Origin of the sequence: Spirosoma sp. SC4-14 (assembly GCF_037201965.1) — a bacterium.
Taxonomy (GTDB): domain Bacteria; phylum Bacteroidota; class Bacteroidia; order Cytophagales; family Spirosomataceae; genus Spirosoma.
The window spans coordinates 2,731,906-2,748,499 of the sequence record NZ_CP147518.1 but is presented as its reverse complement, the minus strand read 5'-3'; the positions used below and the strand labels follow the sequence as shown (position 1 = coordinate 2,748,499).

Annotated in this window: 14 protein-coding genes; 9 read left to right on the top strand and 5 right to left on the bottom strand. The window is 48.6% G+C overall.

Going from position 1 to position 16,594, the window contains the following annotated elements; all coding sequences use genetic code 11:
• Nucleotides 1-48 precede the first annotated feature (48 nt).
• From WBJ53_RS11065 to WBJ53_RS11050, 4 genes are all read right to left on the bottom strand, one after another.
• The gene (locus tag WBJ53_RS11065; RefSeq protein WP_338876182.1) at nucleotides 49-1,719 is read right to left on the bottom strand and encodes a hydantoinase B/oxoprolinase family protein; all 1,671 of its coding nucleotides are present in this window, start codon (nucleotides 1,717-1,719) and stop codon (nucleotides 49-51) included.
• A gap of 31 nt (nucleotides 1,720-1,750) precedes the next feature.
• A complete protein-coding gene (locus WBJ53_RS11060; protein ID WP_338876181.1) occupies nucleotides 1,751-3,847 on the bottom strand; it encodes a hydantoinase/oxoprolinase family protein in 2,097 nt (698 codons plus the stop codon).
• An 82-nt stretch (nucleotides 3,848-3,929) separates the two neighbouring features.
• The gene (locus tag WBJ53_RS11055; protein WP_338876180.1) at nucleotides 3,930-4,691 is read right to left on the bottom strand and encodes an aldolase/citrate lyase family protein; all 762 of its coding nucleotides are present in this window, start codon (nucleotides 4,689-4,691) and stop codon (nucleotides 3,930-3,932) included.
• Between the two features lie 457 nt (nucleotides 4,692-5,148).
• Nucleotides 5,149-6,051, bottom strand: coding sequence for a histone deacetylase (locus WBJ53_RS11050; RefSeq protein WP_338876179.1), 903 nt, complete (start codon nucleotides 6,049-6,051; stop codon nucleotides 5,149-5,151).
• A 110-nt stretch (nucleotides 6,052-6,161) separates the two neighbouring features.
• Here WBJ53_RS11050 and WBJ53_RS11045 point away from each other — a divergent pair, with 110 nt between their 5' ends.
• The 3 genes from WBJ53_RS11045 (at nucleotide 6,162) to WBJ53_RS11035 (ending at nucleotide 7,798) form a co-directional block, all read left to right on the top strand.
• Entirely contained in the window at nucleotides 6,162-6,911 is a 750-nt protein-coding gene (locus WBJ53_RS11045) for an SDR family oxidoreductase (protein WP_338876178.1), read from the top strand.
• Nucleotides 6,912-6,976: 65 nt separating this feature from the next.
• The gene (locus WBJ53_RS11040; protein ID WP_338876177.1) at nucleotides 6,977-7,417 is read left to right on the top strand and encodes a hypothetical protein; all 441 of its coding nucleotides are present in this window, start codon (nucleotides 6,977-6,979) and stop codon (nucleotides 7,415-7,417) included.
• Nucleotides 7,418-7,468: 51 nt separating this feature from the next.
• Nucleotides 7,469-7,798 carry a hypothetical protein gene (locus WBJ53_RS11035; RefSeq protein WP_338876176.1) on the top strand — a complete coding sequence of 110 codons (330 nt, stop codon included), beginning with the start codon at nucleotides 7,469-7,471 and terminating at the stop codon, nucleotides 7,796-7,798.
• Between the two features lie 129 nt (nucleotides 7,799-7,927).
• Here the strand turns inward: WBJ53_RS11035 and WBJ53_RS11030 are convergent, their stop codons facing one another.
• Nucleotides 7,928-8,638 carry a ferritin-like domain-containing protein gene (locus tag WBJ53_RS11030; RefSeq protein ID WP_338876175.1) on the bottom strand — a complete coding sequence of 237 codons (711 nt, stop codon included), beginning with the start codon at nucleotides 8,636-8,638 and terminating at the stop codon, nucleotides 7,928-7,930.
• Between the two features lie 436 nt (nucleotides 8,639-9,074).
• On the opposite strand from WBJ53_RS11030, the gene WBJ53_RS11025 reads away from it, so the two are divergent.
• From WBJ53_RS11025 to WBJ53_RS11000, 6 genes are all read left to right on the top strand, one after another.
• Nucleotides 9,075-9,482 carry a LytTR family transcriptional regulator DNA-binding domain-containing protein gene (locus tag WBJ53_RS11025; RefSeq protein WP_338876174.1) on the top strand — a complete coding sequence of 136 codons (408 nt, stop codon included), beginning with the start codon at nucleotides 9,075-9,077 and terminating at the stop codon, nucleotides 9,480-9,482.
• 284 nt (nucleotides 9,483-9,766) lie between these two features.
• The gene (locus WBJ53_RS11020; RefSeq protein ID WP_338876173.1) at nucleotides 9,767-10,642 is read left to right on the top strand and encodes an alpha/beta hydrolase-fold protein; all 876 of its coding nucleotides are present in this window, start codon (nucleotides 9,767-9,769) and stop codon (nucleotides 10,640-10,642) included.
• A 15-nt stretch (nucleotides 10,643-10,657) separates the two neighbouring features.
• The gene (locus WBJ53_RS11015) at nucleotides 10,658-11,527 is read left to right on the top strand and encodes an alpha/beta hydrolase family protein (RefSeq protein ID WP_338876172.1); all 870 of its coding nucleotides are present in this window, start codon (nucleotides 10,658-10,660) and stop codon (nucleotides 11,525-11,527) included.
• A gap of 12 nt (nucleotides 11,528-11,539) precedes the next feature.
• Entirely contained in the window at nucleotides 11,540-12,424 is an 885-nt protein-coding gene (locus WBJ53_RS11010) for an alpha/beta hydrolase family protein (RefSeq protein ID WP_338876171.1), read from the top strand.
• Between the two features lie 175 nt (nucleotides 12,425-12,599).
• A complete protein-coding gene (locus tag WBJ53_RS11005) occupies nucleotides 12,600-14,144 on the top strand; it encodes a carboxylesterase family protein (protein ID WP_338876169.1) in 1,545 nt (514 codons plus the stop codon).
• A 213-nt stretch (nucleotides 14,145-14,357) separates the two neighbouring features.
• The gene (locus tag WBJ53_RS11000) at nucleotides 14,358-15,983 is read left to right on the top strand and encodes a carboxylesterase family protein (protein ID WP_338876168.1); all 1,626 of its coding nucleotides are present in this window, start codon (nucleotides 14,358-14,360) and stop codon (nucleotides 15,981-15,983) included.
• Nucleotides 15,984-16,594: the final 611 nt, after the last annotated feature.

Sequence of the window (16,594 nt, the reverse complement as noted above, 5' to 3'; positions counted from 1 at the left end):
AATAAACTGACGGCTTACCGAAAGGTTTAAGATAGACTTAAGCTATGGTCAGCTATAGCCTAATTCATTATCCCGGCGAGTGGCTACCGGGTCGCGCTCCGATGCCAATCCATATCCGCCCCCACCCGGTAGTTGCAGCGTGATTTCATCGCCCGCATAGAGCCGGGCAAGTCCCTTGGGAGGTAATTTCCGATTGCTAATGATGGCTCCCGCTGCTCCCGGTTCTCCACCTAGCATTCCATGGGCAACGGTCTTTGTTTTTTCTGTCAGAATAGACACTGTAATAGGGTCAGTACCAACCATCTTAAACGAAAAAACTTGTCCTAACCCTCCACGAAATTTACCGGCTCCTCCCGTGCCTGGCCTCAACGATTTTTCGGTTATCAATATGGGAGCATTTCGTTCCAGCACTTCAATTGGCACGTTTGCTACATTTGTCGGGAAACTCAATACATTAACACCATCTTTGGTCGGACGAGCACCGTAGCCACCATTCAGGAAACAATATTCTACAAATTCGATCTTTTGCGTTTCGACCCCAGTTTTTGTTTTTACGGGAATTTCCCGCTGTCCGTGCAGAACTATACTCCAGCAGGCAGAACCACTATCGGCCTGTACTAAGTCAGGAACAGCCTGCGCCAAAGCTCCGAAAAGCGGAGCCTGTAATAAATTGCCCGTTATATAGCGAGCGCCTAATGGAGCAGGAGGTTGTGCATTGAGTAATGAACCTATAGGGGCAGAAACCCGAATGGGACGCAATGCGCCTTCATTACTGGGTACGTCGGGGCTAAAAACGCAAATGATCGGGTACGTTGTATAGGCATACACATAATTAAAAGCAGCATTGATTGCTAATGAATGAACGCCCGACGTGCCATCATAATCGACCGTAATTTCATCGTCCTGAATCTGAACCAGGCAGTTGATAAACGCAGGCTCATTGAGTCCATCCCCATCAATCGGATAAAAATAGTGGTACTGCCCATCAGGTGCTTTTCGGATTGCCTCACGCATTGCCCGCTCCGATGCGTCGAGAATTTGCCGGGCCAATGGCTCAAGATTATCCATCTGGTATTCGTCCATCATGCGCATCAGCGAACGAACGCCCTGCTCAATGGCTGACACCTGCGCCCGAATATCGCCGATGGTTTGTTGCGGAGCCCGCACATTGGCCTCAATAAGTGTCAGAATCAATTGATTCTGATTACCAGATTCATATAATTTAACAGGCGGAATTAGCAAGCCTTCTTCATATAGATCACGAGCGCCAGCTCCCCAGAGTATTCCGCCCATGTCGGGCGAGTGGGCAACGCATCCCATGAAACCAATCAGTTTTATGTCACCGAAATCACTTTGCGACCGGAAAACAGGAGCAATAATCCCGACATCCGCTTTCGCCCCGGCACATAACCACGGGTCGTTTGTAATTACCACGTCGCCAGGTTGCCACTTTGCTAATGGGAAATTACCGGCTAGTAAGGATCGAACCAGCATCGGCAGAACTCCCATAAATGAAGGCACGCTGGTGGTCGACTGAGCCAGTGAGTTTCCGTCAGTATCCATCAATACAATGGCGAAATCGCTGGACTCACGGGTGCCGGTCGAGAAAGACGTTCGCCGTAGTATTGTTCCGGCTTCGTCGACAATAGCAACGAGTCGTGCCCAGAGGATGCTTAGGGTGATAGCATCATAGGTATTCAGGCTTTCGGTCGATTCCATGACTACAACATAGGGTCTATGGCTTTTTTTATCAGCGTCGCAGACTGACAATCAGGTTTCGGTGTTCGTCCATACGAACATACGCATGACGGCCAATGACAACAGTAGATTCTATTTCTTCAATGATTACAGGCCCCGACAAATAATCGTTCGGACGAATTTTATACCGATCATAAACCGGACAGGCACACGGAACGTCGTCGCCCATATAATACACTTGCCGGTAGCCTTTCAGTCCCGAAAAATCACGGTCGCCGATCCGATAGGTTGTATTGATTTCCCGCTGCTTGGGCTTAAACAATACTGAAGGGCAACTGACAATTACGCGCCAGCTTACGGCCTCAATGGCGGCTTTAGCGATGGTTCGGCCAAACCGAAGCTCATACTCTTCCCGAAAATTAGCTTCTATTTCTTCGGCCGAGACCGCCGACAATATTCCGTTTGGAATCTTTACGGCAATTTCGTGCCCCTGTCCAACGTAGCGCATCCCTGCCGACCGGCTAACCATGGCATCAGCCGACTTGTGTCCGGCTTTTTCCAGAAACGCATACCCTTCTTCTTCCATTTCGGCCAACAGATCGTTCAGGCGAATCCAGTCAATTGAGGCAACATGATTTACATAGCTACGTACGCATTCGTAGGCGGTAGGCGATACCAGAAACCCTAAGGCCGACGCTACACCTGCTCCCGTTGGGATAATAAGCTCTGGAGAACCCAGCAGTCGGGCAACATCGAATGCATGAACAGGGCCTGCTCCACCAAAAGCCAGTAAACTATAGTTACGAGGATCATGGCCTTTGTCGAGAATATGCACCCGAGCCGCATTCGCCATGTTTTCGTTAACAATCCGGTGAACGCCCATGGCAGCCTGCTGAACACTAATACCGAGCGGTCGGGCAATATGTTCTTCGATTGCCTGTTGAGCAGCTTCCTTGTCCAGACGGATAGTTCCCCCCAGAAAAAATGCTTCGTTCAGGTACCCCAACAGCAAATCACAATCTGTTACAGTAGGGCGTGTCCCTCCTCGGCCATAGCAGGCAGGACCGGGGTCCGATGTTGCACTTTCGGGACCCACTTTGAGTAAGCCTAATTTATCTACATAGGCTATACTGCTCCCTCCTGCCCCAATTTCATTGATATCAATTACCGGTATCCGAACCGGTAACCCAGATCCCTGCTTAAATCGCCGGACTCTGGCAGCCTCAAATTCATTGGTAATTTCGGGCTGATGGTTAAATATGAGTGAGGTTTTTGCCGTCGTACCGCCCATATCGAACGTAGCAATGTCGGTATGGCCCGTAAGCTTCCCAAAAAATACACCTGCCATCGCCCCCCCAGCCGGTCCGGACTCCAGAAGCTGAATGGGTTTTCGCTGCGCTTCGCCGAGCGTGGTCAGCCGACCGTTCGACACCATAATCCTGACGGCTCCCTTAAACCCTAAAGCCGTAAGCTGATTCTGCAACGCATTGAAATACCGATCGATCAGGGGTTGTACATAGGCGTTTAAGACAGTAGTTGATGTACGCTCATATTCCCGAATTTCGGGCATAATATCGACCGATAAACTAACCGAAATAGCCGGATAATGCCGTTGAATAAAATCACCGACTCTCCGTTCGTGAACTGGATTGGCAAACGACTGAAGCAGACACACCGCAATGGCCTGCACCCCTTTGCCAACAAGCTCATCAACCACAGAAGCTATCTCGGTCTCCAGCAACGGTGTCAGCACATTGCCCTGAAAATCGATTCGCTCTGTAATACCCAAACGGAGGTTGCGGGGAATCAGCGGATCGGGCATTGTTATCTGAAGATCATATATATCGTATCGGTATTCGCGCCCGATTTCCAGTACATCTTCAAATCCGCGTGTGGTGATTAACCCGGTTTTTGCTCCTTTTCGCTCAAAAATGGCATTCGTTACCAACGTGGTTCCATGAACAATCATATCAATATCGTTCAGGTGCAGTTCAGCCCGGTTCAGCAAATCGGTAATGCCGGTTATAATGCCACCAGCGGGGTTATGGTAGGTAGTCAGGGTTTTGCCAAACACCAGCTCACCCGTTGTATCGTTCAGCAGAACCAGATCAGTAAACGTACCTCCTATATCAATACCGATTTTGTACATAAGAAACACCCTTTTCGATGAACAGGTATCAATCAACAACCGACCTGGGATGGTATCGCCACACCTGTTGGCTGATACCTGCTTATTGCCGTCCTTTCATGTAATCGCCGGCGGCCAGCTTTAGTAGCCCGGCAAACGAATTGAGGCAAAACAAAACACCCCGGTCGATCAAGGCTCTGGCCTGATCGCCAGTAGCGGCTGTGGTACCTGCCACCAGCCCTGCTTTTCGTATTTTTTCGACTACTCCCGCAATGGTTCGCTTCACTTCATCGTGCGCAGGCCCATCGTAGTATCCCATCGACATAGCCAGATCGCGAGGACCGATTACGAACCCATCGATACCTGCAACTGCCAACAGGTCGTCGATGTTGTCGATCGCTTCCCGATCTTCGATCTGGGGCAATATTAGCGTCTGTTCATTCGAGAAAGCAACAAATTCGCCCTGGTTCATAGCCCCCAGTAAATAATCTGACGCTCGGGCCGGGCCAAAACCACGATTCCCCAACGGAGGATATTTTACGGCCTGAACCAATGTTTCAACCTCAGCCACGGTTTTAACTCCTGGCATCATAATACCCATTACGCCAGCGTCCAGAAACTGGAGTATCAGTTTGGGGTCATTGCTGCGCACACGAGCCAGTGGCGTAATACCGCTTACTTCACAAGCCCGCACTATTTCCTGCACCTGCGCAGTAGTTACAGGACTATGCTCACCATCGATCATGTAAAAATCCAGGCCCGAAAAACCACAAAGTTCAGCTACTGTTGGATCAGTACTATTGGAAAGGATACCTAAAACGGGCTGATTATTTTTGAGCCGGGTTTTAACAATGTTCTGCTTCATATAAGGAACAAAACGAGGCCATTCGTTTTGCTTTATTTCATTTGGAGTCGCTCAGATGAAATCGCTTAGATAGAGCCGCCTGAAAAACGGATCTATTACCTACGCTCATCATTATTAATAGTGATGCCAAGATACAACTACAGTTAAGAATCTCCGATAAACTGTGCTATCATTCGAATGAATGTTCAGGTTTATCGATCGGGCATAGCCCCGGTCTGGTGTTGTTTTCCTGTAGTATAGGGGCTGGGGTAATCTTTTTCTACTCATTTAACAGATAGCCTGATCAGACAAACCTGAAAATACCCCCAATCAATGCACCCCAGAAGCCTGGTTCTCGCTCCCAATCATGGAATTGTGAACTCAACGGTTTCGTTTTGTTTGCCTTCTATCTACCTCATGATTGGATCAGGAACCAGTCAACAGACCGTTTCTACAACACTATTTATGTGGTTCCGGGTCAGAAAAACAGATTGGCCGCCACCCGAAATGTATTGCAGTGCGCTTCGACAATATCGGTCAGGCGGGGCGAATATCCTCCACCCATCGACACTACTATGGGCAGCCCGAATGCTTTTGCCTGATTGAAAACGAATGCATCCCGCTCTTTACAGCCCTCCCGCGAAACGCCGAGTTTACCCAGCCGATCTGACTCCAGTATATCGACACCTGAGATATAAAACAGAAAATCGGGTTGTTCGCGTCGGATCAGCGCCGGTAGCGTATCGGTAAGAGTTGTCAGATAAGCATTGTCGGCCATGCCGGTTGGAAGTTCAACATCCAGATCCGACTGTTCTTTTTTGAGCGGATAGTTGTCTTTACCGTGCATGCTGAACGTGAAAACCCGTGGTTCGTGCTGAAACATTACGGCCGTTCCGTTGCCCTGATGCACATCAAGATCAATGACCAGAATTTTCTTTGCCCGACCCGTTTCCAGCAAATAATGAGCAGCTACACCTACGTCATTAAGCAAACAAAAACCTTCGCCCCGATCGGGATATGCATGGTGTGTTCCGCCAGCAATGTTCATGGCAACACCATCGCGAAAGGCAATCTGTGTGCAGTCGATGGTTCCCTGAGTGATGACCCACTCCCTATCAATCAGTTCTTTCGTTAATGGAAAGCCAATCCGGCGCATCATCGCAGGCGCAATGGTCAGGGTTTTCAGGGCCAACACATACTCCGCCGTATGCACACCCAGCACCCAACGGTCGTTAACGGGGTCCGGCGCAAAAAAATTGTTATCGCTGCAAGTGCCTTCGTAAAGCAACTGTTCATAAATTAGTTCATACTTAAGCATTGGAAACCGGTGACCTTCAGGGAGTCTAAGTCGATAAACCGGCGAAAAAGCAATCTGAAGCATGCCAATAGAAATAGCCCGTTCGATAAAGATACGGTTTAGTTAACCCAACATCATCTAATTCTGTTACCAATCCTACCGATTTAGACGTTTTTAGGATTTATCCAACTTGTATGAGAACAGCTATCATTACCGGCGGAGGCCAGGGTATCGGCCGAGTCGTCACACAGTATTTGCTTACACACGGCTACCGCGTAGCCATCTGGGAGTCGGACACCGATGCCCTGGCCGAACTTCGCGAAGCATTCAAAGCATCGTCGGCCCAGATTCTCTTCGTATCCTGCGATGTGTCGAGTGAGATGAATGTTCGGAAAGCTGCCGAGCAAACCGTTTCACATTTCGGCCAGATCGATGCGCTCATTAACAATGCAGCCATCATGATCGAAAAATCGCTCGACAAACTAACCCTCGACGAATGGAATCGCGTAATCGGTACAAACCTGACGGGTGCTTTTCTATGTGCCAAGCACACGGCTCAGTACCTGGCCCAGCAAAAAGGGAGTATCATTAACCTGGGGTCAACGCGGGCTTTTCAATCTGAACCCGATACCTTCCCCTATTCGGCCAGCAAAGGAGGAATTCTGGCTCTGACGCATTCACTGGCCATTAGTCTCGGCCCCGACATTCGGGTCAATGCCATCAGTCCGGGCTGGATTGATGTATCAGCATTAAAGAAAAAATCAAAAGCCAAACCCGAAGAACTACGCCCCGAAGATCATGCTCAGCACCCGGCTGGCCGAGTGGGACAGGCCGACGATATTGCCCGTATGATTCTGTTTCTGATTGCGCCGGAAAATAACTTTATCACCGGGCAGAACTTTATAGTGGATGGTGGCATAACCCGGAAGATGATCTACGTATAAAGAAGAGAAAACATCTCCTACCTTTGTCCGGTTTACTGCTTACTTTATCTTCTTCATCTCCCTATATGAACATTGAACTCGCTACAGCATCAGGGACATCACCATTAGAAGTTCTAGACCTGCAAGTATTGTCAGGTCCGGCAACAGGACAGTCTTTACTGTCCTTACAGGTTCTTTTTCGCAAAGGCCGCCAGACGAATCAATTGAATTTTCCGAAGTTGTCCTGGTTCGACGCCGACCAATTGCAGCGGTTTTCTCATGTGCTGGCAACAGCTCAACACCCCGAGAGTTGCGCCGTTGATCTGATTGATGCCGGAGTTCGGTTAACCGGCTCGGTCCGTCGGTTGGCCGGGCGCTGGACTACCGGGCGAACCATTCGGATTGAACCACTGTCGTCGGCTCCCCATCAGTTTAGTCCGTTTACGATTCACGCGTCCCATCTCGATGTTAAGACCTATGCCGGAAAATTGCAAAGCCGCCTGTGGGAAGTATTTACACGAGGCTAATCATATTGGCTGGATTTTAGTTTGACCTATAAACCAGCTAAACAAAATACTATGGAAAATACCAATCAGGATGCCATGCTCAATGAGCCATCGCAATCGTTTCAACCCGAAACAGGCGGCCCCATCCAGATACCGGATGAAAGTGATATGCTGAGCGAATCGTATGCTCCTACCGATTTATCGGGTGATGCAAATTCTGCCCCAACAACCCCAACTGACGAGCAGGAAGCGCAGGAAATAAACAAAGGTATGGGTGCCGTTTCGGGAAGCCCGAATATGGCGCCAGATCTGTCGAATTACGGCAATGCCGATTCGCTGGGCAATAACGATGGCACGGAAGATGATCCGGAAGAATCGGATTATGACGAGCTTCCTGAATAAACAACCAGTTGCTTTTGCTATAGCGTCTGTACCAAAAGCATCGCCCATCTGCCTGATAATCAACAAATAGCAACAACAAAAAACGGCACCGCAATTGTTTGCGGTGCCGTTTTTTGTTGTTGCTATCAATTATATACCAAAGGTACTTCCCCGATTTATATCGGTTCCGGTATTATAGTCGGTTGTGGTCGTACTTTCGGCATAACGTGTTCCATCTGGATTAACCACACCCTGGCGGTCGGCATTATCTGTCCGATTAAGGTCATTTCGGTACGAATCATTGTCGCCATCCTGCTCAGACGCAGCCCTGTTGTTCACAAATGATTCGGCAAGCATAGTTAACTTTTTATCGGCGTTTTTCTCCTCATCTAGCGTCTGTTGCAACAGCCTGGCGGCTTCCGTATAGCCGAGCACCTGGGCTAATGTTACGGCCGAACCGTAGGCAGCAATTTCGTGATGTTCAATTTTCTGACCAGCAATAATCAACCCAGCGTCGCGCGTTAGTGAACCCGAGTCGGTGTTCGATACAACACGCTGAGCATCGTCGACCAGCCCATCAATTGCATCACAGGTTCCCTCATCTACATCAATGCCAATACTGTTGAAAACCTGCTCTAATCGCATCACCTGATTGCGGGTTTCACTCTGATGCTGCAAAAATGCGTTGCGGACTTCATCGGTTGTCGACGCATCGGCCTGTTCGCCCAGGGCATCAACTGCCTGTTTCTCGGCATAATACATATCCTTCAACTCTGTTGCGAACAGACTACGTAGTCCTTCCTGAGTTTCGGTGTCATTTCCACCAAAAAAGTTTGCAATGCGTTCTCCAAACGTTGCCATAATTACTTGTGGTTTTGAGGTTAGTCAATTATTCTATTTTGCCTAACTCTTTACCAATACCATGCCAACTACTGATTATCTGACAGTTAACCATTTTGCAATACAAATTGTGTTTATTATTTTCTACAGAATCTGTAGATTATAAATACTTTATTCCACATGCCACTTTCCCGGCCAATACCTACGTTTTACAAAAACGTAACACAAACAGCCATTGCAGTCTTAAAGATTAGTCCTAATGATCATCTGGCGAGATTTTTCAAAAAAAATCAATTTCTGTAAATCCGTCCTTATTAAATTCTCGTAGGTACAGATGACTTTTCTTTTCAAACTACTAAATAAGGCTGCTCTTTAAGGGCCGCCTTATTTGCTTACTATTCGGTAAGATTCTTATATTTATTGTAAACTAATTGTATTTCAATTTGAGAAACTATACATGAAACTTAGTAAGCTGAGTGTCAATACCTATCGCATCACCCATCTGATGGGATGGGGAAATTACACCCGTGTATTTTTAATTGGATCGTCAGTGCCAGAAGTCAACTCAACTACGTTAAAGAAATGTATTGACACAGTACCCGACTTTATCCGATTAAGTAAAAGTTTAGCCGTTAATCCCCATCATATAACCCATATTCGCCGAAATGGCGACCGTTCTGCCGATGTTCTGGTAGCCGGAGTGTGGTTGCCCGTTAGCCGCCGACGCATTTCTCCGGTTGTAAACCAGCTTCGCAGCCGACCCGACATCAGCGTAAAAGGCCTCATTCAATTTTATCGTGGACATGAATTGCCAGGACTTCCCGACGAGCCAATTATATTTAACCCGATTGGTAAGCAAGTATAAGGTTCTGGTAATCGTTGGCGCAGTGCTCCGATGTGCTTAAGCCCAGTTGCATACATTAGCCCCCCGATTATGTGTTAATTATCTGATAGTGGCATACAAACTCCTCTATTGACCCATTAACCAAAAACCGTCTCAGATTATAATTAGTCCCAATATTTTACAAAAAAGTCAAATATGTTTTGGTAGAACCCTGTCTTTATGTATTTTTGACACAAAGGTTCTGACTAATTTAATCCTACCGCCCGGAGCCTGCATGAACAGATACTTAACTCCTGTCTTACAGCATGAAATCTATTTTGCGGCCGGTTGCTTTTTGCTTGTTTTTTTTACCTCAGCTTGCTTTCTGCGCTAAAGTCGATACACTGGACGTACCGAGTGCCGCCATGAACCGGAGTATGCGGGCGGCTGTGGTCCTTCCCGAATCCTACGCGAAGAGCAAAACAACCTATCCTGTCTTATACCTGCTGCATGGAGGGGGTGGTCAGTTCAGCGACTGGCTCAAACAAACGCCGGATAAGATGCTGATCCACAAACTGGCCGATCACTACAACCTCATTATTGTGATGCCCGAAGGCGACAAGCTTAGCGGCTATCTGGACAGTCCAACGCAAAAAGACAATCTGTTTGAAACCTATCTTACCAAAGAAGTAATTAGCAAGATCGACAATACGTACCGCACCATTCGTGAGAGTAAAGGCCGGGTCATTACGGGCCTGAGCATGGGCGGCCACGGGGCATTGTATCTGGCAACGCGGCATCCTGAGCTTTACTGCGCGGCTGGCAGCATGAGTGGCGCCGTCGATCTGAACTACAAGACCTGGCGTATCGATCCGACTTTCGAAAAAAGAATAGAACCAGAATTTAACCGAATCCTGGGACCGATGGGTTCAATCCCCAACAACTACATAGCGAACTCGGTCGTTTACATGACCGACAAAATCAAAGCAAACGGTCAGAAAATCATTATAGATTGCGGTGTCAATGATTTCCTCATCGAGCCAAACCGCGAACTGCATCGCCGATTGGTTTACAGTAACGTTGAGCATGACTATACTGAACGGCCGGGTGGTCATACCTGGGATTACTGGCAAAACTCGCTGCCTTATCACCTGCTGTTTTTCCAGAAAATTCTGAAAGAAAATGGTTCGATTGCTCAATAACGTCCGCAAAATGCCATGATTAGAACGTTGATAATCATACTTAGCCTGATTTCTACGCTGACTTCCTTTGCAGCTAAAGTCGATTCGCTCGACATTCCAAGTGCTGTCATGAAAAAGAATTTCCGGGCAGTAGTTGTATTGCCTGAATCCTATGCGAAAAGCAAGGCCAACTATCCGGTGTTGTACCTTCTCCATGGCGGCTACGGACATTTTAACGACTGGATCACTAAAACGCCCGACAAGCACTTAATTCAGCGACTAGCCGACCACTACAACCTGATTATTGCAATGCCGGAAGGTGAAATTTTCAGTTATTACCTGGATAGTCCGGTCAACAAGGAAAGCCAGTTTGAAACATACCTGACCAAAGAAGTTATTTCTAAAATCGACAATACGTATCGTACTATCCGCGACCGAAAAGGGCGTGTTCTTACGGGCCTAAGTATGGGAGGATACGGCTCGCTTTTATTGGCTGCCCGTCACCCTGACCTCTACTGTGCGGCAGGTAGCATGAGTGGAGCCCTCAACCCCGACATGCAAAGCTGGAAACTGCCGCCTGAAATGGCCAAAGGCATTAAACTGGAGTTTGAGAAAATACTGGGGCCTATTGAGCAGGTGCCGGATACCTACGCAACTTTTTCGGTAATTAATCTGGCCGATAAACTAAAAACCAATGGACAGAAGCTGATTTTTGACTGCGGTGTCGACGACTTTCTTATCGAACCAAATCGCGAATTGCACCGCCGGCTGGTTTTCAACCAAACTCCTCACGACTACAGCGAACGACCTGGCGGACATAGCTGGGAATATTGGCAAAACTCGCTGCCGAACCACATCTTATTTTTTCAAAACGTGTTAAAAGAGAATGGATCTTTATCTCAATAGTCCGTATCAATAATGCATACTAAACTGTTCACGGCTGCGATTGGCTGTCTTTTTGCAATTCAAACACTGGCGGCAAAAGTCGATACGCTGGACGTAGCAAGCGCTAGCATGAACCGGACATTACGGGCAGCTGTCGTCCTGCCGGAACGCTACGTAAACGCTAAAAAACGGGATGCTACGCCCTTCCCGGTGCTTTACCTGCTGCATGGAGGTACAGGCAGCTTCCGCGACTGGCTAACCAAACTTGCCGATAAGACGCTGCTTCACCGAATGGCCGATCAGTATAACCTGATTATCGTTACGCCCGACGGCGACCCAACCAGCTATTATTTCGATAGTCCACTCGTCAAAACCAGTCAGTTCGAGACATTTATTTCAAAAGAACTGATCGACAAAATCGACAATACGTATCGTACCATTCATGATCGTAAGGGCCGGATTATTGCGGGTTTGAGCATGGGCGGGCACGGTGCCATGTTTATTTCGAGTCGGCACCCGGATCTGTATTGCGCAGCCGGAAGCATGAGTGGCGTCATGAATATCAATACGGCTACCTGGAAAGTACCCGCCGACTTTGCCAAATCCCGTTCGGAAAACTTCGCGAAGCTCCTGGGCCCACCGAAAGAAGGCGATGCACCCTATCCGGGCTATACGATGGTGACGCTGGCCGATCAATTAAAGAAAAACGGGCTCCCGCTCATTTTCGACATTGGCGTCGATGATTTTCTAATTGTCGGCAATCGGGATCTGCATCAGCAACTCATCGAAAACAAAACGCCACACGACTATACCGAACGGCCCGGCGCTCACACCTGGGCATACTGGGAGAATTCGCTGCCGTATCAGGTCTTGTTTTTCAGTAAAATCCTGAAAGCCAACGGCACAATGAATCAGTAAAAAACCCGCTCGTCCGCGATGCAATCGCGGATGCTGGAGATTCGCGTCTGCGACGCGATAACAAACCAACTGGATGATCGCGTCATAGACGCGGGCCTCGGTCATCCGCGATACAATCGCGGACGAGCGATCGAAAAGCAACCGACAAGCGAACGACTACAAACCTAAATCTTTAATGAAATCCGTTCTTTCACTTTTACTCCTGAGCCTGCTTGGAACAGCAGCTTTTACCTCAACGAAGGATTTCGACACGGTAAAAGTGGAAGGCGGTATGATTTCCGGCACGCTCAATCAGGACGGCGACGTACACATTTTCCGGGGGATTCCCTTTGCCGCTCCACCCGTTGGCGACTTGCGCTGGAAAGCCCCTCAGCCCGTAAAACCGTGGTCGGGCGTTCGGAAATGCGATGCGTTTTGTGCAAGTCCGATGCAGGGCACACCGAATCCATTCGGGCCGTGGAGCGCTGAGTTTCTGATCCCCAAAGAGCCAATTAGCGAAGACTGTCTGTACCTCAACGTATGGTCGGGAGCTAAATCGGTGGGCGAAAAGCGACCTGTGCTTGTTTGGATCTATGGTGGAGGTTTTGGCAGTGGCGGCACCGCCTGCCCAATTTATGATGGGGAAGCCACCGCCAAAAAAGGTATAATTTTTGTTAGTGCCAACTACCGCGTTGGTCCCTTTGGTTTCTTCGCCCATCCCGAACTGACTAAAGAATCGGGCAAACAGGCGTCGGGCAATTACGGGCTAATGGATCAGGTAGCGGCTTTGCAGTGGGTGAAGAAAAATATTGCCCAGTTTGGCGGTGATCCAAACAACGTAACCATTGCCGGGCAGTCGGCCGGGTCGATGAGTGTAAACTGCATGGTGGCAACTCCACTGGCGAAAGGTCTGTTTAAAAAAGCCATTGCCGAAAGCGGAGCCAGCTTTGCCAATCCACATCCAACGCTTCAGCAGGGCGAAGAAGCCGGGCTGAAAATGGCGCAGGCACTGGGTGCATCGTCGCTGGCCGAACTGCGGGCCAAACCCGCGGAGGAGATCATGAAAAAAGCACAGGGACGCGGTCCGATTATTGACGGGTACGTACTGCCGGAGTCGATTCCGGCCATTTTTGCGGCTGGGAAAGAAAATGACGTAATACTGCTGACGGGCTGGAACGAAGATGAGGGCATGTCTTTCGGTCCAAAGAAAACTGCGGACGAATACCGAAAACAGATTCAGCAGCAGTACGGCGCGAACGCTGAACAATTTCTGAAATACTACCCCGGCAACACTGACGCCGAAGCGGCCAGTTCGCAAATGAAAATCTCCCGAGATATGATCTTTGGTGCGCAGAACTACACCTGGGCAAATATTGCCAGCGGGCAGGGCAAGCCTGTGTACGTGTATCGATTTACCCGAAAAGTTCCGGCTACGGGCGATTATGCCCATTATGGTGCTTTCCACACGGGCGAGGTCGCCTACGCCTACGACAACCTTAAGTTTATCGACCACACGCTACGTCCGCTGGAACCGACCGACGCCGAACTGGCCAGAAATATGTCAGCCTACTTTGCTAATTTCATCAAAACCGGCAATCCAAACGGTAAAGGGCTTTCGCAATGGCCATCCTATTCGGCAAAAGACAAGCACATTATGGTTTTTGGCGATAAAACAGCCGCAGCGCCAATGGCCGATAGCCCCGCGCTGGATTTCCTGTTCTCGACCATTAGTAAACGATAGAACAAAGCAATCGTCGTTTGAATCCCGTAGGGATGTCAGGATTATAGAATTAGAGAACATAAGTTTCAGTTTAGCCCCGAAGGGGTGAAAGACTAGATGGACCGCTTTTCTCTATAATTATAAACCCCCTTCGGGGCTGATACCGGCATTCAACGGATTGGAGGTAATGCTCAACAATCCATAAATCAGTGTAAATCAAACCAACCAAACTCAATGAAAACCAAAGCTCTTCTGCTTTCTTTAACGGCGCTTGCCCTTCCGCTACTGGCCGTAGCGCAAACGCCCAAAGCAGCTCCTACACCTATCATGGCGGGCAAAGACATTGCCGTTGCATCAACCGAATCGGGCAAGGTTCGCGGCTACATTCACAACGGTACGTTCACATTCAAGGGGATTCCTTATGCAAAGGCCGAGCGGTTTATGGGTCCATCGAAACCCAATTCGTGGACGGGAGTACGCTCTTCGATGACCTATGGCCCAGTCTGCCCAATGGACCCAACTACCTCCACCTACGACGAGATCGAGTTCCCGTTTCACCACGACTGGGGCTACACCAACGAAAACTGCCTGAGCCTGAACGTCTGGACACCTCAACTGTCTCAGGCTAAAAAACGTCCGGTCATGGTGTGGTTCCACGGCGGTGGTTTTACCGCTGGATCCTCGGTAGAGCTGCCATCGTACGATGGTGAAAATCTGGCCAAAAAAGGCGATGTGGTGGTGGTTACGGTCAATCACCGGCTGAACATTCTGGGCTTTCTGGACCTGTCGGCATATGGTGAGAAATACAAAAACTCGCCCAATGCCGGTTTGATGGATTTGGTAGCTTCGCTCGAATGGGTGAAACAGAACATTGCGCAGTTTGGGGGCGACCCGAACAACGTAACGATTTTCGGTCAGTCGGGCGGGGGCGGAAAAGTCACGAGCCTGATGAACGCACCATCGGCCAAAGGTCTGTTTCACAAAGCCATCGTACAAAGCGGCAGCTATCTGACCAGTTTCACGGAAAGCGACGTTGCTAAAAAGGTGGGAGTTGCCTTACTGGAAGAGTTGCATTTTCAGCCTGATCAGATCGATTCGCTGCAAAAGATCTCCTACGAGCGTCTGAACGCTGCCGGTAAACGCGCCCTGCGCAAAGTGAACGAAAGTCTGAAAGGTCAGAGTCAGGGAGGTTTTGGAGTCGGCTGGGGCCCCATCCATGACGGTAATTTTCTGCCTTACCAGATTTCGGAACCCGCAGCGATGGCACTGGCCAAAAACATTCCCTTGCTGGTTGGTTCGACCAAGACAGAGTTTGGCCCGTTCAACCCAGCTAACCGGGTAACTGATATGGAAGCCGCCAAAGCAGCCATGCAGAAACGAATTGGCGACAAAACCGATGCCTATATGGCCGCCGTAAAGAAAGCCTACCCCGAAACAGCCAGCCCGGCCGATTACATCAATATCGACATCAATTTCCGGGCGGGGGTTATCCGGCAGGCCAACCAAAAAGCTGTAGCGGGTGCCGCACCGGTTTATATGTACCTCTTCACCTGGAACTCGCCCGTAAACGACGGTATGTACAAATCGATGCACTGCATGGAAATTCCGTTTGCCTTCAACAACATCGCTCGCTGCGAAGAAATGACGGGTGGCGGTAAAGACGCCTATGCGCTCGCCGATAAAATAAGCAATGCCTGGATTGCCTTCGCCCACACCGGGAATCCAAACAACAAAAGCCTACCCAACTGGCCACAATACAATGCTGAAAATGGCGCTACGATGCTGTTCGATAATACCTGCCAGGTAAAAAATCATCCCGACAAAGAACTGATCGAAATCGCGACAGGTAAGTCGATGTAGAGTGACCAATGTATCCAATATAAGAGATCACTATCTCTCATAGAACTAAAAAGGAGTTTTAACTGGCAGACTGTTACCCCGGAGATAGCAAGTTTCACCGTAAAACCTCAACTGAGTAGCGGTAATAGTTTTGTAACAAAGAATCCCAAAGGAGTGACAGATGCTGTCACTCCTTTGGGATTCTTTGTCAATAGGTTCGGTAGCTAGCTACATAATGCCCTATCTATGGCATTTTCATACGTACATCAACTGTCTTTACTCCGATCAGTATGGCTAGGGCCTACTGTAAAATCTGTCAATTTGGAGCCCGCAGCCTATCGAACATACTAGAAAATCGATTACTGACAGTTTATACATCCCTGAGCGGTTTAATCTTAAAGAGGAATTTATATATGATTGGTTAGCAAAGCTATCAGCCTCACAATAGCTTATATACCTCATCCGGATATTTTTTAGTGTACAATTAGTTGCATATAAGTATGTATATTAATATACTTGCAACTCGCAGAGAGATACATGCGTATTTCTTCAATCTCCAAAATGTGGCCTCCCCTGACAGTTGAATGATGCAGAAAAACAGTTGCTAAAAGGCGTGAACTGGGTGCTACATG

Bases quoted from the DNA above. Each gene is read 5' to 3' on its own strand.
- WBJ53_RS11065 (WP_338876182.1), bottom strand. From the start codon at position 1,719: ATGGAATCGACCGAAAGCCTGAATACCTATGATGCTATCACCCTAAGC.
- WBJ53_RS11060 (WP_338876181.1), bottom strand. From the start codon at position 3,847: ATGTACAAAATCGGTATTGATATAGGAGGTACGTTTACTGATCTGGTT.
- WBJ53_RS11055 (WP_338876180.1), bottom strand. From the start codon at position 4,691: ATGAAGCAGAACATTGTTAAAACCCGGCTCAAAAATAATCAGCCCGTT.
- WBJ53_RS11050 (WP_338876179.1), bottom strand. From the start codon at position 6,051: ATGCTTCAGATTGCTTTTTCGCCGGTTTATCGACTTAGACTCCCTGAA.
- WBJ53_RS11045 (WP_338876178.1), top strand. From the start codon at position 6,162: ATGAGAACAGCTATCATTACCGGCGGAGGCCAGGGTATCGGCCGAGTC.
- WBJ53_RS11040 (WP_338876177.1), top strand. From the start codon at position 6,977: ATGAACATTGAACTCGCTACAGCATCAGGGACATCACCATTAGAAGTT.
- WBJ53_RS11035 (WP_338876176.1), top strand. From the start codon at position 7,469: ATGGAAAATACCAATCAGGATGCCATGCTCAATGAGCCATCGCAATCG.
- WBJ53_RS11030 (WP_338876175.1), bottom strand. From the start codon at position 8,638: ATGGCAACGTTTGGAGAACGCATTGCAAACTTTTTTGGTGGAAATGAC.
- WBJ53_RS11025 (WP_338876174.1), top strand. From the start codon at position 9,075: ATGAAACTTAGTAAGCTGAGTGTCAATACCTATCGCATCACCCATCTG.
- WBJ53_RS11020 (WP_338876173.1), top strand. From the start codon at position 9,767: ATGAAATCTATTTTGCGGCCGGTTGCTTTTTGCTTGTTTTTTTTACCT.
- WBJ53_RS11015 (WP_338876172.1), top strand. From the start codon at position 10,658: ATGATTAGAACGTTGATAATCATACTTAGCCTGATTTCTACGCTGACT.
- WBJ53_RS11010 (WP_338876171.1), top strand. From the start codon at position 11,540: ATGCATACTAAACTGTTCACGGCTGCGATTGGCTGTCTTTTTGCAATT.
- WBJ53_RS11005 (WP_338876169.1), top strand. From the start codon at position 12,600: ATGAAATCCGTTCTTTCACTTTTACTCCTGAGCCTGCTTGGAACAGCA.
- WBJ53_RS11000 (WP_338876168.1), top strand. From the start codon at position 14,358: ATGAAAACCAAAGCTCTTCTGCTTTCTTTAACGGCGCTTGCCCTTCCG.